The 23,463-nt window shown below is 71.6% G+C and carries 23 protein-coding genes; 16 read left to right on the plus strand and 7 right to left on the minus strand.

Annotation, left to right across the window (positions count from 1 at the left end; genetic code table 11):
- The 6 genes from D3105_RS07745 to D3105_RS07770 all read left to right on the plus strand — a co-directional run.
- Positions 1-877 (plus strand): response regulator transcription factor (locus D3105_RS07745; RefSeq protein WP_133305675.1); only part of this gene is annotated, 877 nt, incomplete at its 5' end.
- A 210-nt stretch (positions 878-1,087) separates the two neighbouring features.
- Positions 1,088-1,318: a hypothetical protein gene (locus D3105_RS07750; protein WP_088573171.1), complete on the plus strand. Its 231-nt coding sequence runs from the start codon at positions 1,088-1,090 to the stop codon at positions 1,316-1,318.
- The gene (locus D3105_RS07755) at positions 1,318-1,926 is read left to right on the plus strand and encodes a pilus assembly protein TadG-related protein (protein WP_276311792.1); all 609 of its coding nucleotides are present in this window, start codon (positions 1,318-1,320) and stop codon (positions 1,924-1,926) included. The genes D3105_RS07750 and D3105_RS07755 overlap by 1 nt, the downstream gene beginning before the upstream one ends.
- A gap of 31 nt (positions 1,927-1,957) precedes the next feature.
- The gene (locus tag D3105_RS07760; RefSeq protein ID WP_118901356.1) at positions 1,958-2,578 is read left to right on the plus strand and encodes a hypothetical protein; all 621 of its coding nucleotides are present in this window, start codon (positions 1,958-1,960) and stop codon (positions 2,576-2,578) included.
- Positions 2,579-2,586: 8 nt separating this feature from the next.
- Positions 2,587-3,216 carry an OmpA family protein gene (locus D3105_RS07765; RefSeq protein ID WP_206272683.1) on the plus strand — a complete coding sequence of 210 codons (630 nt, stop codon included), beginning with the start codon at positions 2,587-2,589 and terminating at the stop codon, positions 3,214-3,216.
- A 279-nt stretch (positions 3,217-3,495) separates the two neighbouring features.
- Positions 3,496-5,115 carry a hypothetical protein gene (locus tag D3105_RS07770; protein WP_118901362.1) on the plus strand — a complete coding sequence of 540 codons (1,620 nt, stop codon included), beginning with the start codon at positions 3,496-3,498 and terminating at the stop codon, positions 5,113-5,115.
- A gap of 41 nt (positions 5,116-5,156) precedes the next feature.
- Here the strand turns inward: D3105_RS07770 and D3105_RS34900 are convergent, their stop codons facing one another.
- Positions 5,157-5,729 carry a hypothetical protein gene (locus D3105_RS34900; RefSeq protein ID WP_118901365.1) on the minus strand — a complete coding sequence of 191 codons (573 nt, stop codon included), beginning with the start codon at positions 5,727-5,729 and terminating at the stop codon, positions 5,157-5,159.
- 73 nt (positions 5,730-5,802) lie between these two features.
- Positions 5,803-7,836: a hypothetical protein gene (locus tag D3105_RS07780; RefSeq protein ID WP_118901368.1), complete on the minus strand. Its 2,034-nt coding sequence runs from the start codon at positions 7,834-7,836 to the stop codon at positions 5,803-5,805.
- 273 nt (positions 7,837-8,109) lie between these two features.
- On the opposite strand from D3105_RS07780, the gene D3105_RS07785 reads away from it, so the two are divergent.
- Positions 8,110-8,709: a hypothetical protein gene (locus D3105_RS07785; protein WP_118901371.1), complete on the plus strand. Its 600-nt coding sequence runs from the start codon at positions 8,110-8,112 to the stop codon at positions 8,707-8,709.
- A 117-nt stretch (positions 8,710-8,826) separates the two neighbouring features.
- The gene (locus D3105_RS07790; RefSeq protein ID WP_118901374.1) at positions 8,827-10,023 is read left to right on the plus strand and encodes a hypothetical protein; all 1,197 of its coding nucleotides are present in this window, start codon (positions 8,827-8,829) and stop codon (positions 10,021-10,023) included.
- A gap of 70 nt (positions 10,024-10,093) precedes the next feature.
- On the opposite strand, the gene D3105_RS07795 is transcribed toward D3105_RS07790, so the two are convergent.
- On the minus strand, positions 10,094-10,492 hold the full coding sequence (locus tag D3105_RS07795) for a DUF192 domain-containing protein (RefSeq protein ID WP_118901376.1): 399 nt from the start codon (positions 10,490-10,492) through the stop codon (positions 10,094-10,096).
- A gap of 124 nt (positions 10,493-10,616) precedes the next feature.
- On the opposite strand from D3105_RS07795, the gene D3105_RS07800 reads away from it, so the two are divergent.
- The 3 genes from D3105_RS07800 to D3105_RS07810 all read left to right on the plus strand — a co-directional run bounded on the left by D3105_RS07800 (position 10,617) and on the right by D3105_RS07810 (position 12,942).
- Positions 10,617-11,474, plus strand: coding sequence for a prepilin peptidase (locus tag D3105_RS07800; RefSeq protein WP_118901378.1), 858 nt, complete (start codon positions 10,617-10,619; stop codon positions 11,472-11,474).
- Positions 11,475-11,548: 74 nt separating this feature from the next.
- Positions 11,549-12,358 carry a class I SAM-dependent methyltransferase gene (locus tag D3105_RS07805; RefSeq protein WP_118901382.1) on the plus strand — a complete coding sequence of 270 codons (810 nt, stop codon included), beginning with the start codon at positions 11,549-11,551 and terminating at the stop codon, positions 12,356-12,358.
- A gap of 137 nt (positions 12,359-12,495) precedes the next feature.
- Positions 12,496-12,942, plus strand: coding sequence for a hypothetical protein (locus tag D3105_RS07810; protein WP_118901385.1), 447 nt, complete (start codon positions 12,496-12,498; stop codon positions 12,940-12,942).
- Positions 12,943-13,121: 179 nt separating this feature from the next.
- Here D3105_RS07810 and D3105_RS07820 read toward each other — a convergent pair whose 3' ends face one another.
- Together D3105_RS07820 and mgrA are read right to left on the minus strand one after the other, a co-directional pair.
- A complete protein-coding gene (locus D3105_RS07820; protein WP_118901387.1) occupies positions 13,122-14,333 on the minus strand; it encodes a winged helix DNA-binding domain-containing protein in 1,212 nt (403 codons plus the stop codon).
- Between the two features lie 376 nt (positions 14,334-14,709).
- Positions 14,710-15,759 carry an L-glyceraldehyde 3-phosphate reductase gene (mgrA, locus tag D3105_RS07825; protein WP_118901390.1) on the minus strand — a complete coding sequence of 350 codons (1,050 nt, stop codon included), beginning with the start codon at positions 15,757-15,759 and terminating at the stop codon, positions 14,710-14,712.
- A gap of 263 nt (positions 15,760-16,022) precedes the next feature.
- Here mgrA and D3105_RS07830 point away from each other — a divergent pair, with 263 nt between their 5' ends.
- From D3105_RS07830 to D3105_RS07845, 4 genes are all read left to right on the plus strand, one after another.
- The gene (locus D3105_RS07830; RefSeq protein WP_118901393.1) at positions 16,023-16,784 is read left to right on the plus strand and encodes an isoprenyl transferase; all 762 of its coding nucleotides are present in this window, start codon (positions 16,023-16,025) and stop codon (positions 16,782-16,784) included.
- A 348-nt stretch (positions 16,785-17,132) separates the two neighbouring features.
- Entirely contained in the window at positions 17,133-18,455 is a 1,323-nt protein-coding gene (locus D3105_RS07835; protein ID WP_065490914.1) for a PhoH family protein, read from the plus strand.
- Positions 18,456-18,844: 389 nt separating this feature from the next.
- Positions 18,845-19,558, plus strand: coding sequence for a transglycosylase SLT domain-containing protein (locus tag D3105_RS07840; protein WP_118901396.1), 714 nt, complete (start codon positions 18,845-18,847; stop codon positions 19,556-19,558).
- A gap of 147 nt (positions 19,559-19,705) precedes the next feature.
- The gene (locus D3105_RS07845) at positions 19,706-21,088 is read left to right on the plus strand and encodes an AI-2E family transporter (RefSeq protein ID WP_118901400.1); all 1,383 of its coding nucleotides are present in this window, start codon (positions 19,706-19,708) and stop codon (positions 21,086-21,088) included.
- A 94-nt stretch (positions 21,089-21,182) separates the two neighbouring features.
- Here D3105_RS07845 and D3105_RS07850 read toward each other — a convergent pair whose 3' ends face one another.
- Together D3105_RS07850 and D3105_RS07855 are read right to left on the minus strand one after the other, a co-directional pair.
- The gene (locus D3105_RS07850; RefSeq protein WP_118901403.1) at positions 21,183-21,716 is read right to left on the minus strand and encodes an alkyl hydroperoxide reductase; all 534 of its coding nucleotides are present in this window, start codon (positions 21,714-21,716) and stop codon (positions 21,183-21,185) included.
- 12 nt (positions 21,717-21,728) lie between these two features.
- Positions 21,729-22,283, minus strand: coding sequence for a peroxiredoxin (locus D3105_RS07855; protein WP_003966619.1), 555 nt, complete (start codon positions 22,281-22,283; stop codon positions 21,729-21,731).
- Positions 22,284-22,416: 133 nt separating this feature from the next.
- On the opposite strand from D3105_RS07855, the gene D3105_RS07860 reads away from it, so the two are divergent.
- Positions 22,417-23,409: a hydrogen peroxide-inducible genes activator gene (locus D3105_RS07860; RefSeq protein ID WP_118901406.1), complete on the plus strand. Its 993-nt coding sequence runs from the start codon at positions 22,417-22,419 to the stop codon at positions 23,407-23,409.
- The last annotated feature ends 54 nt before the right edge of the window (positions 23,410-23,463 follow it).

A 23,463-nucleotide genomic window follows, 5' to 3' on the forward strand; every position in this document is an offset into this window, starting at 1 on the left:
GGCCCGCACGGACCCCCGGAACCCTGCGAACCCGTCCCCGTCCCCCTTCTTCCCGGGGCCTGCCGCTCCGCCCGCCGAACGCCTCCGGGTGGTGGTCGCGGACGACAACCCGGTGGTCCGTGCGGGCCTGGGCGTGCTGCTGTCCGGCCGGGCGGACATCCAGGTGGTCGCGGAGGCGGCGGATGGCCGGGAAGCGTACGAGAAGACGCTCGAACACCGCCCCGACGTCGTCCTGCTGGACGTCCGTATGCCCGGCGTGGACGGCATCTCGGCCCTGCCGCACCTGGTCGGCATCGCGCCCGTGCTGATGCTGACGTACAGCCGCGAGAGCGAGATCGTCCACGAGGCGCTGCGGCTGGGCGCGGGCGGCTACTTGGTGCACGGCGAGTTCACGGCGAATCAGCTGGTCCAGGCGGTACGCGACACGAAGGACGGCCGCGCCAACTTCACCGTCACCGCCGCGGACGCCCTCCTGGCCCACATGCGTCACGGCACGCCGCCCCAGCGGGGCCCGCTCCCCGAGGGCCTGGGCTCGGCACTGGCCACGGCGCCGGCCCCACCGCCCGCGCACACCGCCGAACCTTCGGAAAGCCTTTCGCAACTGCAACCAGTTGTGGGACAGTCTTCTGTATCCGGGGGGGCGGTATTCACCCCCAACAGGCAGCAGTACGGGCTGAGTTCGAGGGAGGTGGAGGTCATGGACCTGATTGCGTCCGGAATGAGTAATCAGCAGATCGCCGCCACCTGCTTCATCAGTGAGAAGACGGTCAAGAACCACATCAACCGCATCTTCACCAAGCTCCACAGCGCCACCCGCAGCGAGGCGATCGCCCACTGGCTCGGTACCGCGCCCCGGAACCCCGGGCGGCAGCCGTGACCATGACCGAGCGATTCCGCAACGGTTGGACCCAGAAGGCCCTTTGGGCCCGGGAATGGGCCCACGGGCCCTCTGTGGGAGTGCGGGTTCCCCTCTATGTTTCTCGTGTCGCCAGCGGCACCGGCCAGGAGGAAGCCGGTAACGAGGGCGGCACCGCAGAAACGTGCGAGTCGGCCGGCACCCGGTCGGCCGAACCCGGAGGGGAACACCATGTCGGACATCACCCTGAAGACCGCCGTCCGCGTCAACGGCTGGGCCAACACCGCCGTCAGCGCCATCCAGAAGCGCTACGCGGCGAAGGACCGGGGGCAGACGGCGTTCGAGTACCTGGGGATCATTCTGGTGGTCGTGGCGATCATCGGGGCGATCGTCGCCACGGGTATCGGAGGCGCGATCTCGGAGCGCATCAGCGGACTGGTCGATCAGATCACCGCCGGCTAGTGACGGTCCGGTCCCGTCGCGACCGAGGGCAGGCCTTCCCCATCTACGTAGTGATGGTGGCGGGCCTGCTCTTTCTCGCGTTTGCGTTCTTCGCTGTCGGCAAAGCGTCGGCTCTGCGCAACGGTTCCCAGGGCGCGGCCGACGCCGCCGCCCTGGCCGCCGCCCAGCAGGCACGCGACGACTTCGGGACGGGCTTCTACGCCTCGCTCCCCACCAACATGTTGGATCTGTTCCTCAACGCACCTTTCGCTGCGCCCTGTTACGAGTCGGATCGGTTGGCGGCGGCCAACGACGCCAGGCGGATTTCGTGCTATCCGACTCCTGGATATCTGCGCGACCGGATCACGGTCGAGGTCGAGGGCCTGAAGGCGGTCGACTCTTCGGTACTGCCCGGCTCGGATGACAAGAAGGCCAAGGCCAAGGCCACCGCGCTCATCGAGTTCCGCTGCCCCAACCCGATTGCTGTGGACTCCACCGGCGACGGAATCATCGATCTCTTCACCTTCACGTGCCGGAACGGCAAGATCCTCAAGATCGTGCCCGCCAGCCCCCCACCGTGGGAGAGCGTGAGCAGAACTCTCTTTGACGTGCGGTTGGTCGACCAGTGACAGCGAACGACAAGTAAAGGATTCGGATCCCATGACCATGCGGAGCAGCACGAGGAATCGAAGGGCGTTGGCGGTCGCTTCGGTATCCGCTGCCTTCATCCTGGCCCTTACCAGCTGCGGAAGTGACAGCGACGGCAAAGGCAAGGAGGGGGACGCGGCACCGCCTTCGGCTTCGGCGGCACCGTCCGAGAGTTCGGGCAGTGACACTGTGAAGCAGCAGGACACGGCTGCCGGCGAGAACGTCGACCCCAATGTGAAGCTCGCTGAGATTCGCGGGCAGAACGGTGTCGTCATGGTCATCAACCAAGTGCTTCGGGACTCGGGTGGATTCGTCACCGTCCAGGCGGAGGTGAAGAATGACGGTGACAAGCCTGTCAACCCGGCTCAATGGGCGGGCAGCGAGAGCGTGATCGTGCGTCAGAACCTCTCATCCGTCGGCGGAGCCACATTGGTGGACAAGCTAGGCAAGAAGCGTTACTACGTGCTCCGTGACACCGACGGCCGTTGCCTGTGCACTACGAAGATCGCGCCGCTCCAGCCGGGCGACTCGACTGCCGTATTCATGCAGTTCCCGGCACCGCCGAGCACGACGACGGAGGTCGATTTCTCCCTGCCGACCTTTGCCACCGCATCGCTCAAGATTTCCGGGTGATGAACGACATGACGCCCGTGCGCACCGTGGGACTCCCCATCGCGACTGCCGTGCTCATCGCGGCCACCGCCCTGTTCGGCGCATCACCTTCATGGGCCGACGACGGGCCCAGCGTGCCCCCCGGCACCGAAGCGGCATCCGAGCCACCCGTCCCGATCGACGCCAACGATCCCGACCTGAAGATGCCCGAGGGCGGCACCCTCGCCCCCGGCCGCGTCCTCGACATCGTCCAGGTCGTCGAAGACCTCGGCGGCGAGGAACGCCGCGAGGACAGCAACGCCGACATCAAGTTCGCGCTCCAGGCCGAAGTCCTCTTCGGCAAGGACAGCGCCAAGCTCGGCTCGGCGGCCAACGCCCGTATCGCCGCCATCGCCGAGGAGATCAAGAAGCAGAACGCGACCAAGGTCCGCGTCTTCGGCTTCACCGACAACCTCGGCTCCTCGGCCCACGGAGACGTCCTCTCCAAGCAGCGGGCCGACGCCGTGCACGGGGTCCTGTCGAAGCAGCTCGGCCCCACGGTCACGTACGAGATCCGGGGCTACGGCGAGCAGTACCCGATCGCCAGCAACAGCAACGAAGAGGGCCGGAAGAAGAACCGTCGCGTGGAGGTCTCCTTCCCCCGCGGAGAGGGGTCCTGACCCCGCCACCCCCGGGCCCCGCACCTCGAAACCCGCGCCCGCCGTCGTTCACCCCACGACGGCGGGCGCGGGCCTGTCCTCCGAGGCCACACCGCCGGGGCAGGAATCCGGCCACATGCTCACCGAGCCCGTCACCCGAACGGCGGACCCTCGTTGGTGTTGTGGGCCGGAATCCGGACTGCCCGGCGTAGCAGACTGTGACACGCCGCGCGCCGCTGACACCCGCAGAGCCAGGTGGGTGCCGCGGTGCGCATACGAACAGTCGTCGAGGAAGGTGTGATGGGTGTGGAGGCCCACGCGACGAACGAACGCGTGACGGGACGCCGGTGGACGGTGCGGCTGGACCCGGTCGGCCGCGGTCGTGCGGACGTGCGCGTCTCGTGCAGCCGTCCGGCCTGCGCCGCGCAGGTGCTGCCCACCGCCGCCGCCGGCCGTACGGCGGCGATCGCCCACCTCAAGGCCCACCTGCGCGCCGGCCCGGCCCCCCGCCCCTCCGTGCACTGCGCCTGCCGGGCCGAGGAGTGCCATACGCACATCCGCCCCGCCGGGCCCCGTGAACGCCCCGCGCCCTGGCGGTGCGGGGGAGCGGTCGTCCTGGCCGTCGTCACGGACCGGGAAGGGCGCTGGTGGCAGGTCATGGAGTGCTGCTCGCGCTGCGCCGCCGCCCACCCCAACGCGAAGGTCGTCGCCACCGCTCCGGCCGCCGAGGCACCGGCGAGGAGCGACGGGTTCCGGACCGCCGCCGCAGGCCCCGCAGCCCCCGCGACCCCCGGTGGCCCCACAGCCACCACGCCGACCTTCTCCGCGGCAGGCCCGCACTTTTCCCACAGCGCCACCGCCACCGGCACCGCCGTCCCCCAGCAGGCGTCGGCGCCCCGGTCCGACTCCCGCTCCGCCCCCCGGTCCGCGCGGCCCACGCGGAGGCGCCCCCCGCGAGGGAGGATCGCTCAGCGCCTCGTCCCCCACGACCTCCGGCCCGTCGCGCTGCGGGACGAGCTCACCGAGCTCGGCGAGCTCTTCCGCGCCTACCAGGCCCGTACCGAACCCGACCTCGCGATGCTCGCCGACCTCCACGCCCGTAAGGCCGAGGCCTTCCACGCCTGGGCCGAAGCCACCGCAGACACCGGGTTGCGCCTCGACGCCCAGCGGGCCGAGCAGGCAGCCGCCACCGCCCGCCTCCAGCATCTGCACCGCATCGGCCAGGCCCCGGACGGCGAAGGGCCCGCTGTCGCACGGCTGCTGACCGCCCCCGCGCAGTGGAACCACGCCCGAGCCGTCCTGGCACACGTGGCCGAGAACGCCCCCCTGCCGGGAGCCGAGGCACGCCTGCTGGTGGTGATGGTGACGCTGCGCACCGCGCAGTCCGGGGTCGGCAACCTCGTCGGGCAGGACATCAAGGGGCTGCCCCTGCAAGACCCTCAGCACCTGGTGGGGCAGTTGGTGGAGTCCGGCTGGCTCGGCCTCTCCGGGACCGTCGACGAACTGATCGCCTCCCGTCCGGAGAACCCCACCCGGATCACTGTGCCGTCCCTGACACCCGACGAGGACGACCCCGGTCCGTTCACGTTCGGGCGGAAGCTGCGCCCCAAGCTCAGCGGATGGGCCCAGCGGGTCGTCGGGGAGAAGAAGCTCCGCAAGGGCAAGACCGAGGCCGACGTACGGCTCCTCGCCCTGGCCCTGGCCACCGGGGCCGACGGAGAGGGACGTCTGGGGCCCGGAGGGGAGGGTATCGGCCTGGACGGCCTGTCCTCCTGGTGCTCCGTCGACCCCGCTGACCTGCCGGACCTCGTGGACCGGCTGACCGCTGCGGACTGGCTGGCGGAGGCCGACGTCACCGACACCCTGCTCACCGGCCGGCTGACCGAACGCGTCCTCCCCCTCGGCTGCCCGCTGACCTGAGAAGCGGACCTCAGGCGGAGCCCGTTGTTACGGGGCGCCCCCTACCTCACCGTGATCGACCCCACGAACGCGTCCAGGTCCTCCGCCTCCACCGCGTCCTTCACCGCGTTCAGGCGCACCACGAACGGAACGCCCTTCGAGTCCACCCCCGCGACCAGGACCCCGGTCATCGGTGTCCCCCTGTTCGGGGTGTCCTCCTGGCCGTCCGCCGTGAAGTCGTAGTCGATCCGGCGTGCTTCGCGGGCCTCGCCGGCGTCGTCCGGGCCCGCGAGACGTACGTCGTCCGTTGCCTTGCGGGTGGAGTTGAGGCCGATGCCCGCGCCCGCCGCTGCCGCCGCCCCGGCCGCGTCGCGCACGCCCGTGGCGAAGTCCAGCTGGACCGAGACCATGCCGGTCCGGATGCCGTTCTCCTCCTTGAGCGCGACGGCCGCGTTGGCCTTGGCCCGTTCGCCCGCCGGCTGCTCCGCGTACCCCTCGCTCTTCGGGTAGCCGACGCTCAGGCTGCCGGTCTCCAACGTGTCCCAGCCCTCGGGCACGGACGCCTTGTCCGCGTCGCCGCCGCATCCGGTGAGCAGTACGGCCGCCGCCGCGACGGCCCCGGTGACCACCGTCATCCGCCGCAGGCCCTGCCGCCTGTTCCGCGTCCTCGCACTCATCGTCGTACTCATCGACTCCGTCACCGCCCGTTCAGTTCGCGCAGTAGCTGTACGGAAGATACGTGCGCGCGTCGCCCCGCGGGGCCCCGAGGAACTGCGCGTCCGTCAGCGTCTCCTTCTTCTCCTCCGTGGAGAGGGAGAACCCGAGGCTCATCCCGAGCGAGATCTCGAAGCCGAACTCCTGGGCGTCGCTCTCGCCCGTGTACCGCAGGGTGCTGGACAGCCCGTCCTCGAACATCAGCTGCTGGAACGGGTCGTTGCCGTCCGGGCGGTTCTCCATGCCGTGGTCGCCGAAGAGGTACGCGAAGGGGGCCGTGTTGTTGCCGGAGCCGTCCAGCCACTGTTCGGCGATGCCCCGCTCGGCCTCGGTCGCCGCGTCCGTCTCCTTGCCGAAGACGATCGAGTTCGTCACCACGTCGATGCCGGTCTCGCCCGAGGAGTCCGACGCGCTGCCCTTGCCGCCGCGCTTGTCCTGGCCGCTCTCGCCGTTGTCGCCGCCGACCTCGACCTTGCCGGACGTCGAGCCGCTCTCCACGGTCTGCGTCATGTCGATGCGGACGATCTTCCCGGTCTTCTGGTCGCGGGTGACGGTGATGGCGCCGGTACGGTTCTGCTTGCCGCCCACCGTGCCCTTGACCGGGCCCACGTTCCCGCCGGCCTTGCCCTCCAGTTCGAGCTTGGCGGTGTACGTGGCCGACTCGTTGCCGTTCACGTCGTCCTTGGTGATCGTCACCTCGGGCGAGAACGTCGCCTTGCCGCCCAGTTTCGCGCCCAGCTCGTCCTCGTCGCCGCCCTTGACGGAGAGACCGCCGTCCGCGTAGGCGTTGAGGCCGACGGTCGAGTAGGAGATCTTCTTGTCGCCGATCTTCTTCTCGATGTCCTCCTTCTTCTCCGCCCACTTCATCGCGGAGTACCAGCCGCCGCCGTAGCCGCCGCTGTGCTTGGTGGAGGTCTCCCACATCTTCATTTCCTCGATGTCGTCCCGCATCCGCTGAGCCTCCTCCTCGCTCGCGAAGATCCAGGTGTCACCGTTCGTGATCTTGATGCCGCCGCCGATGTCGACATCCGCCTTGCCCAGGCTGCCCAGCTTGACGCCCGGCGTGCTGGCGGTGGCCCCGGCGGACGCGGCGTCGGTGAACGTCATCGAGACGACCTTGTCCTTCCCGTCCACCGTGCCGTCCCCGTTCACATCGGTGCCGGCCTGGGAGACCTTCTGCTGGAAGCCGTACTCCTCGCCCCACTCGAACCAGCCGATCTTGACCTTCCCGCCCGCCGTGTCCGAGATGCTGGAGACCTGGCACATCTTGGGTTCGTAGTCCGCGTCCGTCTTCGGCTTCGCCTCGGGGCCCTGGCCGCCGGACGCACAGGAGCCGCCGCCACCGGCCAGCGAACTGATCGCACACCGCAGCCGCTCCCCGATCTTGCCGCCGACCCCGGCCATCGCCATCGCGCCGATCAGCATCGTGACGAGGACGACGAGACCCAGGTACTCCATCGCCGTCGCGCCGCTGTCCCGCCAGTTGTAGGAGTACCGGGGCGGCTCCGGGGTGCGCGTGGCGCGCTCCTCCAGCAGCCGGTCGACGGCCACCCCCGACGCCGCGCCCGCCGCCAGTGAGACGGCGGGCATGAGCACGCCCTCGATCCCGACGACGTCCCCGGCGACCGCGAAGCCGTACAGCAGCCCGGCCAACGGCACGGGGAGGGCGGCGAGCAGATACACCGTGCGGGAGGACTCGCGGTGCTCCTCGGGGAGGACGCGGGTCGCCGCCAGCACCGTCAGCAGCGTCACGACGAGGGCGGGCAGGTGGAGCAGGGCCAGCCGCCAGCCGAACGACTCCAGCCGCTCCTCGGTGGCCAGCAGGTCGACCAGGACCCGGCTCATGACGAACCCGAGGGCGAGGTAGACGAGGCCGCCGGTCACCCAGCTCCGGGTCAACGCGAAGAAGCAGCTGCCCTGTTGGGGCGGGTACGGAACGCCGGAACCGGCGATGCCGCGGCGTCCCAGCGGTATGTGTCCCACGCTCCGGTCTCCCCGGCCCCGGCCTCCGCCCCCGTCACCGCTCACGGTGCACCCTCTCCTCGACCCGCGCGTGTTGCCGACGGCCGAGAGCGTACGGCCGAAAAGCCGCCACGGCGCGGGCCCCCGGTCCCAAAGCCGGGCCCAAGTCCGGGGAACGTCAGTCGTGTTGCGCCGGGTCGCGGTGGCCCTTCCGCTTGGGGCCGGCCGTGGGTCCGTGGGCCCACGCAGCCCCGACCTCCGCTCAGTACGCTCGGAGGTGCCGGGGGTCGCCGACCACGACGCCGCGCGAAGGAGCGAGAGCGATGGGGGTGGGCGTCGATGGCGGGTGCCGGATTCTTCTACTCGTACCACCTCGGCTGGACCCGGCTGGACGCCCGCACCCTGCTGGGCGACCTGGAGGCCGAGGGGCTCCGCCCGGTGCACCCGCTGACCGGCCGCACGGTGCTCGTCAGCCTCGACTCCGCGTCCCTCGGGGCCCGTTCGCCCGTCACCCGCGAGCAGTTGCTGTCCCTCGCCGGCCTCCAGCGGCTGCACGAGGTCGGATGCCGGTTGTGGACGGACGGGGGCTTCGACCTCCTGGTACGCATCCGGCGGGCCCGGGCCGGTGCCGTCGCCGTCGAGTTCTCCGTCGGCGAGCTGCCCGAGCCGGAGCGGGAGCACGCGGTGCGAGCCATCCGGCGGACCGTCGGACGGGCCTCGGTGCTGTGCATCGGCTTCGTCGTCGACCGGGCGGGCGCCACGGCCGCCACCGACTGGGACGGCGTCGTCATCGACGGCGCCGCCCACCTGGAGGCCTGGCCGGACACCGTCGCCGTACGGGACGAGACGGCGGCCCGGCACCCGCAGCTGGCGGTGATGGACGCCGTGGAGATGTCGCCGTGGAAGGTGTTCGGGAACGAGGTGCTGGGCGGCGTCTGAGAACGGGGCGGCCTCGGCCGGTACGCCCGCCCGTACCCCTGTCGACCGCCCGCCCGGCTCCCGGCCTCCCGCTGCCCGTGGCACGGCGTACCCGTCGCCGACGTCATAATCGGCCGTATGTCCGATCACCAGCTCCGCACCCGGACGCCCGCCGACCCGGCCCCCCGCACTCCCGGCGGGTCCCGGGTCGCCGCCGCGTTCCGGGCCGCCGCGCCCGCGCTCGCGGTCTACGCCGCCGTGCGGGCCCTGGGGCTCCTGGTCTTCTGGGCGGCCGCCTCCGCCGCCGGGAAGGACCCCCTGGGGCCGCTCAGCGGACGCTGGGACTCCGTCTGGTACCAGCGCATCGCCGAGCACGGCTACCGCTACACCGTCACCCTCCCGGACGGCTCCGTCCACTCCGATCTGGCGTTCTTCCCGCTGCTCCCGGCCCTGGAACGCGCCCTCTCCGCCGTGACTCCGCTCACCCTCGGCGGCGCCGGGCTCCTGGTCGCCTGGACCGCAGGGCTGCTCGCCGCTTGGGGCATCTTCGCCGTCGGCGCCCACCTGCGCGGACGGCGTACGGGGGTGGTGCTGGCCGCGCTGTGGGGCGTTCACCCCACGGCGTTCGTCCAGTCGATGGCGTACACCGAGACGCTGTTCACCGCGCTCGCCGCCTGGGCGCTGTACGCCGTCCTCAAGGGCCGCTGGATCGTCGCGGGCGCGCTGTGCGTCCTCGCGGGGCTCACCCGGCCCTCGGCCGCCGCCCTCATCGCGGCCCTGGCGATCACCGCCGCCGTCACACTCGTACGGGAGTACCGCGAGGAGCGCCGCGCCGGCCCGGTGCTCCGCCGCAACGCCCGGATGATCGGGGGCGTGGCGCTCGCACCGCTGGGCTGGCTGGCGTACGTGGTGTTCGTGGCCGTACGCGAGGGCAGCCCGGTCGCCTACTTCGACGTCCAGGCGCAGTGGGGCAACAACATCGACGGCGGCCGCGCGCTCGCCGCCTTCATCGCCGGGCTGCCGTGGCCCGCCGCCCTCGGCCTGTGCGCGGCGCTGGGGCTGCTGGGGTGGCTGGTCGTCCTGTGTGTACGGCAGCGGCAACCGCTCCCCGTGCTCGTCTACGCGATCGCGATCGTCGTCATCTCGCTGATCGGCGCCGGATACTTCGGCTCCCGGCCGCGCCTGATGATGCCCGCCTTCCCGCTGCTGCTCCCGCCCGCCGGCGCCCTGCTGCGGCTGCGCACCACGGGCCGCACGGGCGCCGTGCTCGCCGCCCTCGCCTGCGCGTCCGCGGCCTACGGAGCATGGACCCTGCTGGGCGCGGGCCCGCCGTAGGCCGGTGCCGTCCGGACCGCGGACCCGCCGTGAGACCGCCCCTGCCCGGACGCGGGCCCGCCGTAGGCTCCTAGCCGGTTTCCGGCGCGGTCGCCGACGCCGCCTTCAGCTCCAGCCGTACGCCCGGCCGCACCCCCCACCGCTCCAACGCCCCGGCCTCCGCCTCCACCACGTGCCGGGCCCGCAGCCGGGGCAGCCCGAGCCGGCCCGGCTTCATCGTGGTGACCGCCAGGACCGTGAACGTCCGGTCCAGGTACGCCACATCGATGGGGAACCGCATCCGGAAGGTGTGCACACTCCCGCACGGGGTGAGCATCATCGCCCCCTCGATGCCGTCCCGCCCGAGCAGTCCCTTGGTACGGGCCCGGTACGAGGCGGCTATCCGCAGCGGCACCCCCCGGGCCCTCTCCCCGGTCCCCGAGTCCGTGCCGACCGTCAGCGTCCCGTCGCCATCGCGCCATGTCCTCATGGGCACCGACCGTAGCCCCCGGCGGACGCGCCCGGACCCGGAACGGCGACGCTTGGGTCCCGGTCGGCCGCTCTGGGCCCCCGGGCCCAAGACCCCAGGTCCCGAGGCCCGTTAGGGTCGCCCCGTGGACGCCGTGCTGCTCGCCCTCGCCGCCGTCTGGGGTGCCGCCACCGGACTGCTGATCCCGCGTGCCGCCTACCGGTTCGCCGTCGAGCCGGAGGAGCCCTGGCGTACGGCGTGCCCCGCCGGCCACCCGCTCACCGGCCCGGCCCGCGGCTGGCTCGGCCCGGCCCGGTGCGCGTCCTGCGCCGCCCGGGTCCCGGAAACGCCCGCCCCGGGAGCCCCGGCTTCAAAATCGCCGGCCCCGGGATCGCCGGCCACGGCCGTCCCGAGCCCGGAAACGACGCTCCCGGAAACGCCCGCCCTCGGCACAACTCCCACCTACGCCCCCAACACCCTCGCCCCCCTCGTCACCGTCCTCGCCTGTGTCGCGCTCGCCGCCGCCACCGGGGCGCGGCCCGAGCTCGTCGCGTGGCTGGCGCTGGCCCCCGTCGCCGTGCTCCTCGCCGTCGTCGACCGGCGGGTCCACCGGCTGCCCGACCCGCTGACCCTGCCGCTCGCCGCCGCGGCCGTGCTGCTGCTCGGCGGGGTGGCACTGCTCCCCGGGCACGCCGGATCCTGGACCTCCGGGCTGCTGGGCGGCCTGGCCCTCGGCGGCTTCTACCTCCTGCTCTTCCTGATCAACCCGAACGGCATGGGCTTCGGCGACGTGAAGCTCGCCCTCGCCCTGGGTGTCGCACTCGGCTGGTACGGCTGGACCGTGCTGTTCCTGGGCGGGTTCGCGGGGTTCCTGTTCGGGGCGGCGTACGGACTCGCCCTCGTGCTCCTGCGCCGGGCGGGGCGCAGGACCGGCATCCCGTTCGGCCCGTTCATGATCGCCGGGGCGCTGACCGGAGTGCTGCTGGGGGCCCTCGCCGGATGAGCAAGGGCGAGCTCCCCGCCGGGCCCGCCGGGAATCCGGTCGCGCGCTCCGGGCCCGGCTGACACGATTCCCGTATGCCCGAACCATCCGCTCCCGCCCCCCTCACGTTCGACTCCGCGGCCTCCCGCGACCGGTTCGAGGCCCTCGTGGCCGAGGCCGACGCCGCGTCCGTGGACGGGTGGGACTTCTCCTGGCTCGACGGCCGCGCCACCGAGGAACGTCCCTCCTGGGGGTACGCCCGCGCCATGGCCGACCGGCTCGGCCGGGCCCACGCCGCGCTCGACCTCCAGACCGGGGGCGGCGAGGTGCTGGCCTCCGCGCCGAAGCTCCCGCCGGTCACCGTGGCCACGGAGGCCTGGCCGCCCAACGTCGCCCGCGCCACCGCCCTGCTGCACCCGCTCGGGGCGGTCGTCGTCGCCGACGAGGACGAGCCGCCGCTGCCCTTCGGGGACGCCGCGTTCGACCTCGTGGTCAGCCGCCATCCCGTCACCACGTGGTGGGAGGAGATCGCGCGCGTGCTCGCCCCCGGCGGTACGTACTTCTCCCAGCAGGTCGGACCGGCCAGCGTCTTCGAACTCGTGGAGTTCTTCCTCGGTCCGCAGCCGCCCGAGGTCCGTCGCGCCCGGCACCCCGAGGACGCGCGGGCCGCCGCGACGGCGGCCGGCCTGGAGGTGGTGGACCTGCGCTCCGAGAGCCTGCGCACCGAGTTCCGCGACATCGGCGCGGTGGTCTACTTCCTGCGCAAGGTGATCTGGATGGTGCCCGGCTTCACCGTCGAGCAGTACCGTCCGCAACTGGCCGCGCTGCACCGGAAGATCGAGACGGAGGGGCCGTTCCTCGCCCGCACCGCCCGCTTCCTGATCGAAGCCCGCAAGCCGTCCTGACGTTGGCCGGATCCCGTACCACAGGTCAACCCGCTTACTCCGTACGTCAGTTCAGCCGTGCCCCGGAGGCAACGGGATCGTGCGGGCCACCGTCCTACCCTGCGAGGGGCACGCACAGTGAAGGAGTGGGAGCGGGCATGACCGTGGAGAGGGAAGAGTGTGCGGGGCCCGCCGGGCGCGCGCGGCACGGCAACGCCGACTGGCTCACGGGAGCCAGGATCACCGCCGTCCTCGGCGTCTACTACCGGCCCGAGGGCCGGGCGGGCGAGCCGGAAGCCGTCGAGTTCGTCCTCGCGGAGGACCAGTCCGTCCTGCTGACCTGTGCCTCCGACCGGACGCTGCACGTCACCCCGGGCGCCTGGCCGCGGTTACCCGACTGGTGCGTACCGGCGAGCCAGTGGCACCACGCGCCGCCCGCGCTCCTGCCGCCGGTGCCGTACGGGGGAGCGTGGACGGTCGTCGGCACCCAGGAGGTCAGGGACGGCTGCGGCGAGGTGCTCCAGGCCGTCATCCGGTGCGAGGAAGGGGACTTCGTGGTGCTCGCCGGAGACACGATGGCGATCCGCTTCGACCCGCGCCCCTGAAGGCGTGTCCCCCGGCCCCGGGGGGGGTGTCCGGCGGATCAGCGCCGGGGTCACGACGCCTGGCACGGCACCTGGCGGCGTTGCCGCCCGAATCGCTCCGCGATGAGGACGTTCCAGCGCCTTGCGATGCACCGCACCAGATGCCGCGCCCTTTCCGGCCCTGATCCGCCGGACACCCCCTACGCGTGCGGTCCCACCGTCACCGGGCCGACCGTCAGCTCCGCCGTTCCCTCCATGATCGCGGCGACCCGCTCCACCTGCTCCTCCAGCTCCCGCAGCCGCGCAGCGGACAGCGGCTTCAACGGTTCCACCGTCACCGCGATCCGGCGGCCCGAACGGCGCTGGTGCCAGACGCCCGCCACCACGCCGTCCACCAGCAGCGTCGGGAAGTTCCCCGCCTGCCCGCCGCCGAGGGCCCGCTCCCACGCCGCACCCGGGAACAGCCGCTCGCGGGGGCCCGAGGCGATGGCGAACGCGTCGAAGTAGGGGAGCAGGCGCACACCCCGCACCGGCGCGTCCGGGAAGTCCGTGTCCCCCGCGACCACCCACGCCGGCCCGTCCTCCCCGAACGTCACCTCCTCGATCGCCCCCGATGCGGCCTGCGCGGCGAACTGCTCGGCCGCCCAGCGCTTCGGTGCCGCGAGCCACCGGGCGAAGTGCGCGGGGGTGGCCGGGCCGAAGGCGTGCAGGTACCGCTCGATCAGGGCCGGCAGCGCCCCGGCGCCCGGCAGCGGGGTGCACCCGGGGTTCGTGTACGTCGCCTTCCGGCCCCGGTTCGGGGCGTACGCGAGGGCGCCCCGGTGGCCCGCCAGATGCAGGACCTGCCGCCAGCGCGGCCACATCGCCCGGAACCCGGGCATCACCAGGTCCCCGGCCCACGGCCCGGTCCGCGCGACGACCTCGTCCGAGAGCTCGTCGATCGTGAGCTCCGCCCCGGCCAGCGCGTCCCCGACCGCCGCGACGACCGCCTCCACCTGGTCCGGGGTCATCCGGGCGTTCTCGGGGAAGGGGTTCGGGCCCGTCGGTACGGCGGAGAGAGCCCCGGTCCACAGGGGCAGGTCCGCCGCGGGCAGCAGATGGACCGTGCCGCGCGGCCCGAACGTCTTGACCAGGGTCCGGTCGGTCCACAGCGCCGTACGGACGTCCGTGCGGGTCAGTCCGTCCCCACGCAGTCCCACGGACAGCTCGGCCGCCGACAGCACCTGGGCGTGCGCGCCGAGCATCGCGGCAACCGCGTCGCCGGGGCCGGCGAAGGGCGACGCGGTGGCGGTGGCGGTGGCCTCCGGGTGGAGGTGCTGCCGGGCCAGCCGCCGGGCGTTCGCCCCGGCCCAGGTCACGGTCACGGTCGCAGGCGGAGTCGCGGGCCTGGTTGCAGGGGATCGTGTCGTCATGCCCCGAACCTAGAACGCCTTGAGGTCACCTTCAGTCCTCTTCCGTGGCCGGCCGCGTCAAGGCGGCGGTATCCGGCGACCCCTCGATACGGATGCCGATAACGGGCCGGGAGAGGGCCCCGGAGCGAGCGCCGACGTGGGCCGGGGCCTGCCCGCAGCGGAGTTTGGCATATGCGGAGAGTGATGATGGAGTGGCGTGGCACGCGTCGGCACTTACGAAGGGTTATGGTGGAAACCCCCCCTCGGGCCGGTCCGTATCCCCCCCCCACGGACCGGCCCGTTTTTCGTGGGCCGGCACCGGTGCCACCGTGCGGCCCGGGAGCGGCCCCCGGACCGCCCCCGTTCTTCCCTCCGCGCAGGCTCCGTTGAGCCGACGTCAGGCGCGACCGGCCCAGATGTTGGTGCCCGCCGTGTCCACGGCGAAGGTGTCGATCTCCTTCAGCTCATCGGCGGTGAGCGCCGGGCCCGCGAGGGCCGCCACGTTCTCCTCCAGCTGCTTCACGCTCGACGCGCCGATCAGCGCCGAGGTCATCCGGCTGTCGCGCAGCACCCAGGCGATGGCGAGCTGGGCGAGCGACTGGCCGCGGCCCTGGGCGATGTCGTTGAGTCCGTTGAGCCGGCGGACCACCTCGTCGGAGAGCAGGCCCGGGTCGAGGGACTTGCCCTGGGTGGCGCGCGAGCCCTCCGGGATGCCCTTCAGATACTTGTTCGTGAGCAGGCCCTGGGCGAGCGGCACGAAGGAGATGCAGCCCATTCCGGCCACCTCCAGGGTGTCGAGCAGCCCGTCGTCCTCGATCCAGCGGTTGATCATGGAGTAGGACGGCTGGTGGATCAGGGCCGGGACGCCCATCTCCTTGAGCAGGCCGGCCGCCTCGGCGGTCTGCTCCGCGTTGTACGAGGAGACGCCCACGTACAGCGCCTTGCCCTGCCGGACGGCGGACGCCAGGGCGCCCATCGTCTCCTCCAGCGGGGTGTCCGGGTCGAAACGGTGCGAGTAGAAGATGTCGACGTAGTCCACGCCCATCCGCTTCAGGGACGCGTCGAGCGAGGACAGCAGGTACTTCCGGGAGCCCCACTCGCCGTACGGGCCGGGGTGCATCAGATAGCCGGCCTTGGTCGAAATGACCAGTTCGTCGCGGTACGGGGCGAAATCCTGGGCGAAGAGCCTGCCGAAGTTCAGCTCGGCCGAGCCGGGCGGCGGACCGTAGTTGTTGGCCAGGTCGAAGTGGGTCACCCCGAGGTCGAAGGCGCGGCGCAGGATCGCCCGCTGGGAGTCCAGCGCCCGGTCGTCGCCGAAGTTGTGCCACAGGCCCAGCGAGAGGGCGGGCAGCTTGAGGCCGCTGCGCCCGGTCCGGCGGTACTCCATGGAGTCGTAGCGCGAGGGGGCGGCACGGTAGTACAGGTCGGGGGAGAGGTAATCAGTCACGTTTCTCTCCTTATCACGGAGTTGTGACAGACCGGGTTGGGCCCTGGTGACCCGCTCGCAGTAATGTGGCGGCTTCGGGGAATGCCGATGTGCGGCGCGGCGCAGGCCCGCGCGGCCCGTGCCGGTGGTAGAGGCGCGGACCGCCCAGGGGTCGTGCGAGCGGCGCAGGTCGTGCGGCGGTCCCCTGCGGGGGACGTCCCCTGTGACCCCCGGCGACGGGGAGGGCGGGCCCCGGCCCGTACGGAACCGAGAGGGTGAACGCAGTGAACTTCCGCGACCTGGTGTACAGGCTCTACGCGCGCCGGGTGGAAGGCCGCCTGGACCACGACCAGGTGCCGAAGCACATCGGGGTCATCCTCGACGGCAACCGGCGGTGGGCCAAGGCGTCCGGCGGATCGGCCGTACAGGGCCACCAGGCCGGTGCGGACAAGATCTCCGAGCTGCTCGGCTGGTGCGACGAGACCGATGTCGAGGTCGTCACCCTCTGGATGCTCTCCACGGACAACTTCGACCGCCCCGAGCACGAGCTGAAGCCGCTGCTCGGCATCATCGAGAACACCGTGCGCAACCTCGCCGCGGACGGGCGCTGGCGCGTCCACCACGTCGGCACGCTCGACCTGCTCCCGCCGGAGACGCAGACGGTGCTGAAGGAGGCCGAGGAGGTGACGTCCGGCATCGACGGCATAATCGTCAATGTCGCGGTCGGCTACGGCGGCCGCCAGGAGATCGCGGACGCTGTGCGCTCGCTGCTCCTGGACCACGCGGACAAGGGCACGACCTTCGAGGAGCTGGCCGAGGTCGTCTCCACCGACCTGATCTCCGAGCACCTCTACACCCGGGGCCAGCCCGATCCCGACCTGGTGATCCGGACGAGCGGCGAACAGCGGCTCTCGGGCTTCATGCTCTGGCAGAGCGCCCATTCGGAGTACTACTTCTGCGAGGTCTTCTGGCCGGCCTTCCGCAAGGTCGACTTCCTCCGGGCACTGCGCGACTACGCCGCCCGCCACCGGCGCTTCGGGGGCTGAGCCGCCGGACACCCCGGGGCGCGCCCCGGGGCGTCACCGGGCGTCCACCGGGACTTCTCCACACCGTGTCATATGCAGCGGCATGGCTTCGGGCCGATGAGGGAATACCCCTGACAGGTCGACATCCGGTCATCAACCAGGCGGATGCCGTCACCAAGTGAGCGGCACCCAGTCCGCTCGCCCGGGAGGCCCTTTGCACACGAAGGACCGTACGCAGCGTGCGGCCGACGCGGTGGCCGTGGTCAGGCCCGCGCACGAGGGCCCGATCCCGGTCCGTCCTCTCCCTTCGGGAAGCTCCGCGACCGTCCGTCGCACTCCCCGACCTCGTCCGAGGGGGTACGTCCTTCCGTGGTGAACAGCAGCAAGCGCCGCATGCCCGACCGGCGCACATACGTTCTCGACACCAGCGTCCTGCTGGCCGACCCAGGCGCCATGGCCCGCTTCGACGAGCACGAAGTCGTGCTGCCGATCGTGGTGGTCACGGAGCTGGAGGCCAAACGGCACCATCCCGAGCTCGGCTACTTCGCCCGCCAGGCCCTGCGCCTGCTGGACGACTTCCGGGTCCGGTACGGCCGGCTGGACGCCCCGATCCCGCTGGGGGACCTGGGCGGGTCGCTCCGTGTCGAACTCAACCACTCCGATCCCGGCGTCCTGCCCGCCGGCTACCGGTTGGGGGACAACGACTCACGGATCCTCGCGGTCGCACGCAACCTCCAGGCCGAGGGGTACGACGTCACGGTCGTCTCCAAGGACCTGCCCCTCCGCATCAAGGCGTCCTCCGTCGGCCTCCTCGCCGAGGAGTACCGCGCCGAGCTCGCCATCACGGACTCCGGCTGGACCGGTATGAGCGAACTGTCCCTCGCCGGGGAACAGATCGACCTGCTGTTCAGCGAGGAGACGCTGTACGTCCCCGAGGCCGCCGAGCTGCCCGTCCACACCGGCCTGGTCCTCCAGTCCGAGCGCGGCAAGGCGCTCGGCCGGGTGACCGCCGAGGGCAACGTCCGCCTCGTGCGGGGCGACCGGGAGGCCTTCGGCATCCACGGGCGCAGCGCCGAGCAGCGGATCGCGTTGGACCTCCTCCTCGACAGCGACGTCGGCATCGTGTCGCTCGGCGGCCGCGCGGGCACCGGCAAGTCGGCGCTGGCCCTCTGCGCGGGCCTGGAAGCGGTGCTGGAGCGGCAGCAGCACAAGAAGGTGATGGTCTTCCGCCCGCTGTACGCGGTGGGCGGGCAGGAGCTCGGCTATCTCCCCGGCAGCGAGGCCGAGAAGATGAGCCCCTGGGCGCAGGCGGTCTTCGACACGCTCTCGGCGGTCGCCGGGCGCGAGGTCATCGAGGAGGTGCTCGGGCGCGGGATGCTGGAGGTCCTGCCGCTCACCCACATCCGCGGCCGCTCGTTGCACGACGCGTTCGTGATCGTGGACGAGGCCCAGTCGCTCGAACGGAACGTCCTGCTGACCGTGTTGTCCCGAATCGGGGCGAATTCGCGTGTCGTGCTCACCCACGACGTGGCCCAGCGGGACAACCTCCGGGTCGGCCGGTACGACGGAGTCGTCGCCGTCGTCGAGAAGCTGAAGGGGCATCCGCTGTTCGCGCACGTCACGCTCACGCGGTCGGAGCGTTCGCAGATCGCCGCGCTGGTGACCGAAATGCTGGAGGAGGGCCACATCTGACCCGCATGTCCCCTTGATGCCGCCCGGCGAGCCAAGCAGCTTAGCCGGGCGGCATTGTGCTGCGCCGTCATTTCCGCAAAACCGATGGACCAAACGAGGTGTGACCTTTCCCACGCAACACAGAATTGCCTCCACACGTCCCCGTCCGGCAGAGTCTTGCTTCCGTCAGGCCCCGCATACGGCACTTGGGCACCTCCAGAGGTGCCACGCACCACACAACTCAACACGAGACGCCCGTATGCCGCCCGCGAGCACCACGCGGCAGCCTCCTCACCGGGGTTGCCCATCGGGCCCGTGCCTCCCGTGACCCACGCAGTAGGGAGGCCAGTGCCAGGGGCACGAACGCGCCCGCGAGGTCACCTAAGCGGGCGATGCTGGAAGGACACCATGTGAGCCGGATCTCGGTCCGGGGGTTCGCCGTGGCATCCGCCACCGCGGTCACCACCGTAGGCGCCGTCGTAGGCGTTGCTGCGGGCGGCACACCTGCCGCCGACGACAACAACTTCGAGGCGGCTGCAGCCGACACCACGCTGCTCGCAGACATCCCCGCGGGCCAGCAGGCCCAGGTCCAGACCGCTTCGCTGACGCAGCAGGCCGACGCCCAGGCGTCCGCAGCCGACGCCGCCGCGAAGAAGTCGGCCGAGGAATCCGCCCGCCTCCAGGCAGCCAAGGACGCCAAGTCCAAGAAGCAGGCCGCCGAGGACCGGATCGAGGCCGAGCGCGAGGCCGAGGCGAAGAAGAAGGAAGAGGCCGAGCGCGCCAGCCGTTCTTCCGTCCGCGACGCCTCCTCGTTCGCGACCCAGGGCTCGTACACCGTGGCCCAGGTCCAGGCGATGGCCCGTCAGATGGTCCCCGCCGACCAGTTCCAGTGCTTCAGCAACATCGTGAACCACGAGTCGACCTGGAACTACCGCGCGACCAACCCGTCCTCCGGGGCGTACGGTCTGATGCAGGCGCTCCCGGGCCACAAGATGTCGTCCGCCGGCGCCGACTGGCAGACCAACCCGGCCACCCAGATCAAGTGGGGCCTCAGCTACATGGACAGCCGCTACGGCTCCCCGTGCGGCGCCTGGTCCTTCTGGCAGGCCAACAACTGGTATTAGGGGGAGCGGGCGGAAGTTCACACGCCGCCCTCTCAACCCCGCGAGGCCCCTCACCGTCCAGACGGTGGGGGGCCTCGCGCGTGTACGGTCGCATCCCGGCGAGCAGCGAGGGCGCTGGGCGGCGAAGATGGGGGAAGGAAAGCAGGCATGTCGAAACTACCGGGCTGGCTGGGCCGCTTCGGGTCCGAACTGACGGAGCTGGGTGCGCGACTGGACGAGCGGCGGGCGCGCGCCGCCGCCGACGACGAACCCCTCGCCGTGCGCGGGGCCCCCGCCGTCCCGGACGGCGACGAGCTCGGGCAGGTGCCCGCGCCGCCCAGCTACGCCCCCTCGGTCGCGGCCAAGCCGGATCCGGTGGCGGCGATCCCGTGGGGCATGCGGGTCGCCGCGGAGGCCGGCTGGCGCCTCCTCGTCCTCGCGGGGACGCTCTGGGTGCTGATGCGGGTGATCAGCGCGGTCCAGCTCGTGGTGCTGGCCTTCGCCGCCGCCCTGCTCGTCACCGCGATGCTCCAGCCGACCGTGGTCCGGCTCAAGCGGTTCGGGCTGCCGCACGGGCTCGCCACCGCCGTCACAGCCGTGCTCGGGTTCGTCATCATCGGCCTGGTCGGCTGGTTCGTGGTGTGGCAGGTGATGGAGAACCTCGACACGCTCTCGGACCGGGTCCGGGACGGTATCGACGAGTTGAAGCGCTGGGCGCTGGACAGCCCCTTCCACGTCACCGAGTCGCAGATCAACGACATCGCCAAGAACCTCAACGACACCATCGGCACCAACACCGAGGAGATCACCTCGGCCGGGCTCCAGGGCGTCACCGTGATGGTGGAGTTCCTCACCGGGCTGCTGCTGGCGATGTTCTCCACGCTGTTCCTGCTCTACGACGGCCGCCGTATCTGGGAGTGGTCGCTCAAGCTGGTGCCCGCCGCGGCCCGCCCCGGAGTCGCCGGCGCCGGACCGCGCGCCTGGCGCACCCTGACCGCGTACGTGCGTGGCACGGTGCTCGTCGCCCTGATCGACGCCATCTTCATCGGCTTCGGCCTCTACATCCTCAACGTGCCGCTCGCCGTGCCGCTGGCCGTCTTCATCTTCCTGTTCGCCTTCATCCCGCTCGTCGGCGCCGTGGTCTCCGGAGCGCTCGCGGTGGTCGTCGCGCTGGTCACCGAGGGCGTGTGGACGGCGCTGTGGGCGCTGGTGGTGGTCCTGGCGGTGCAGCAGATCGAGGGCCACATCCTGCAGCCGTTCATCCTCGGCCGCGCCGTCCGGGTGCACCCGCTCGCGGTGGTCCTCGCGGTGGCGACGGGCGGGCTCGTCGCGGGCATCGGCGGCGCGGTGGTCGCCGTACCACTGGTCGCCGTGATCAACACCGTGGTCGGCTATCTGCGCTCGTACGGGGAGCCCGGCGAACGCGGAGGACACCACGGGGCCACCGCCCTGTCGATGAGCCCGGCGCACGCCGGTCCCGCGCCGGCGCCACCCGATCCGCAGGACGCCCCGGCCGAGCGTCCGAAGGAGAACCCGCCGCCGCAGGAGTAGCGGGGCGGGCGGGAACGCGGAAGAGCCCCGGGGACGGTCGGTCGTCCCCGGGGCTCTTCCCGTACCCAGGTGGGTCAGGGGTGGTGCGATGTCACTACTCGGCGAGGACGGCCTCGGCGTCGAGGGTCACACCGACCGCCTGGATCACCGAAGCGATCTTGACGGCTTCCTGGATGGTCTCGCGGTCCACGCCGGCCTTGCGGAGCACCTGCTCGTGCGAGTCCAGGCACTGGCCGCAGCCGTTGATCGCGGAGACGGCGAGCGACCACAGCTCGAAGTCGACCTTCTCCACGCCCGGGTTGCCGATGACGTTCATCCGCAGGCCCGCGCGGAGCGTGCCGTACTCCGGGTCCGACAGCAGGTGCCGGGTCCGGTAGAAGACGTTGTTCATCGCCATGATCGCGGCAGCCGACTTCGCCGCGGTGTACGCCTCGGCGGAGAGGTTGGCCTTCGCCTCGGGCTCCAGCTCACGCAGCACCTTCGGCGAGCGCGAGGCGATCGCACAGGCCAGCACGGTGCCCCACAGCTGCTGCTGCGGGAGGTCGCTGTTGCCGATGACCGAACCGAGGTTCAGCTTCAGGTCCTTGGCGAAGTCCGGTATGGCGGACTTCAGTTCGTCGAGAGCCATGTCGGTATCAGCTCACTCGCCCGAGAGGAGCGCGACCGGGTCGAGGGTGTTCTCGCCCTTGGTCCAGTTGCACGGGCACAGCTCGTCGGTCTGCAGGGCGTCGAGGACCCGCAGGACCTCCTTGGGGTTACGCCCCACGGAACCGGCGGTCACCATCGTGAACTGGATCTCGTTGTTCTGGTCGACGATGAAGACGGCGCGCTGGGCGAAGCCGTCCTCGCCCTCGATGCCGAGGTCACGCATGAGCTCGTGCTTCGAGTCGGCCAGCATCGGGAAGGGCAGGTCGGTCAGGTCCGGGTGGTCCTTGCGCCAGGCGTGGTGCACGAACTCGGAGTCACCGGAGAAGCCGAGGATCTGGGCGTCGCGGTCGGCGAACTCCTCGTTCAGCTTGCCGAAGGCGGCGATCTCCGTCGGGCACACGAAGGTGAAGTCCTTCGGCCACGCGAAGACGATCTTCCACTTGCCCTCGTAGGTCTTGTGGTTGATCTGCTCGAACTCCTTGCCGCTCTCCAGCGAGACACAAGCAGTCAGGTCGAACTCGGGGAACTTGTCACCGACAGTGAGCACGCGCTCTCCTTGCAACGTCTGGAATTCCCTTTTTGAGGGTCTTCCTGAGGGTTGGACGGCTCCCACCTTGGCACAGAGTGCATTGATCGCGGAAATAGCTACACTCGGTCCGGATGATCGGAGGTGCCTATCAGTGGCGCAGGTGAATCAGGGCGTACGTCCCAAGCAGTCCGTTAAGTCGCCCGTCAAGCAGCCCAGCCTGTCCCAGCTGCGGGCCTTCGCGGCCGTGGCGGAACATCTGCACTTCCGGGACGCAGCGGCAGCAATCGGGATGAGTCAGCCGGCACTCTCCGGAGCGGTCTCCGCCCTGGAGGAGGCACTGGGTGTCCAGCTCATCGAGCGTACGACGCGCAAGGTGCTGCTCTCGCCCGCGGGGGAGCGGCTCGCGGTGCGGGCCGGGGCGGTTCTGGAGGCCGTCGCCGCGCTGATGGAGGAGGCGGAGGCGGTCCGGGCCCCGTTCACCGGAGTCCTCCGGCTCGGTGTGATCCCCACCGTCGCCCCGTATCTCCTGCCCACCGTGCTCCGCCTCGTGCACGAGCGCTACCCGGACCTCGACCTCCAGGTCCACGAGGAGCAGACCTCCTCGCTGCTCGAAGGGCTCGCCGCCGGGCGGCTCGACCTGCTGCTGCTCGCCGTGCCGCTCGGGGTGCCGGGCGTCACCGAGCTCCCGCTGTTCGACGAGGACTTCGTGCTGGTCATGGAGCAGGACCACTGGCTCGGCGGCCGCGCGGACATCCCCCGTGACGCGCTGCGCGAACTGCCGCTGCTGCTCCTGGACGAGGGGCACTGCCTGCGCGACCAGGCCCTGGACATCTGCCGTGAGGCCGGCCGCACCCAGGGCGCGCCGGTCACCACGACCGCCGCCGGGCTCTCCACCCTCGTCCAGCTGGTCGCCGGAGGGCTCGGGGTGACGCTGCTGCCGCGCACCGCGGTGACGGTGGAGACCGGCCGCAACGACGCGCTGGCCACCGGGTACTTCGCGGACCCGGCGCCCACCCGGCGTGTGGCGCTGGCGATGCGGACCGGGTCGGCCCGGGGCGGCGAGTTCGAGGAGTTCGCGGCCGCCCTGCGCGAGGCGATGAAGCCGCTGCCGGTGCGGGCGGTGGACCGCCCCGGCCAGGACTGAGACGGACGCGGCCGGGGCTCCCGTTCCCAGGAGCCCCGGCCGTACGCCCGATCA

The sequence above is a fragment of the Streptomyces globisporus genome (assembly GCF_003501885.1).
GTDB classification, from domain to species: Bacteria; Actinomycetota; Actinomycetes; order Streptomycetales; family Streptomycetaceae; genus Streptomyces; species Streptomyces globisporus_D.

What these genes read in the sequence shown, in the direction of transcription:
- D3105_RS07750 (WP_088573171.1), top strand. Translation starts at nt 1,088, where the DNA reads ATGTCGGACATCACCCTGAAGACCGCCGTCCGCGTCAACGGCTGGGCC.
- D3105_RS07760 (WP_118901356.1), top strand. Translation starts at nt 1,958, where the DNA reads ATGACCATGCGGAGCAGCACGAGGAATCGAAGGGCGTTGGCGGTCGCT.
- D3105_RS07765 (WP_206272683.1), top strand. Translation starts at nt 2,587, where the DNA reads ATGACGCCCGTGCGCACCGTGGGACTCCCCATCGCGACTGCCGTGCTC.
- D3105_RS07770 (WP_118901362.1), top strand. Translation starts at nt 3,496, where the DNA reads ATGGGTGTGGAGGCCCACGCGACGAACGAACGCGTGACGGGACGCCGG.
- D3105_RS34900 (WP_118901365.1), bottom strand. Translation starts at nt 5,729, where the DNA reads ATGACGGTGGTCACCGGGGCCGTCGCGGCGGCGGCCGTACTGCTCACC.
- D3105_RS07785 (WP_118901371.1), top strand. Translation starts at nt 8,110, where the DNA reads ATGGCGGGTGCCGGATTCTTCTACTCGTACCACCTCGGCTGGACCCGG.
- D3105_RS07790 (WP_118901374.1), top strand. Translation starts at nt 8,827, where the DNA reads ATGTCCGATCACCAGCTCCGCACCCGGACGCCCGCCGACCCGGCCCCC.
- D3105_RS07795 (WP_118901376.1), bottom strand. Translation starts at nt 10,492, where the DNA reads ATGAGGACATGGCGCGATGGCGACGGGACGCTGACGGTCGGCACGGAC.
- D3105_RS07805 (WP_118901382.1), top strand. Translation starts at nt 11,549, where the DNA reads ATGCCCGAACCATCCGCTCCCGCCCCCCTCACGTTCGACTCCGCGGCC.
- D3105_RS07810 (WP_118901385.1), top strand. Translation starts at nt 12,496, where the DNA reads ATGACCGTGGAGAGGGAAGAGTGTGCGGGGCCCGCCGGGCGCGCGCGG.
- D3105_RS07820 (WP_118901387.1), bottom strand. Translation starts at nt 14,333, where the DNA reads ATGACGACACGATCCCCTGCAACCAGGCCCGCGACTCCGCCTGCGACC.
- D3105_RS07845 (WP_118901400.1), top strand. Translation starts at nt 19,706, where the DNA reads ATGTCGAAACTACCGGGCTGGCTGGGCCGCTTCGGGTCCGAACTGACG.
- D3105_RS07850 (WP_118901403.1), bottom strand. Translation starts at nt 21,716, where the DNA reads ATGGCTCTCGACGAACTGAAGTCCGCCATACCGGACTTCGCCAAGGAC.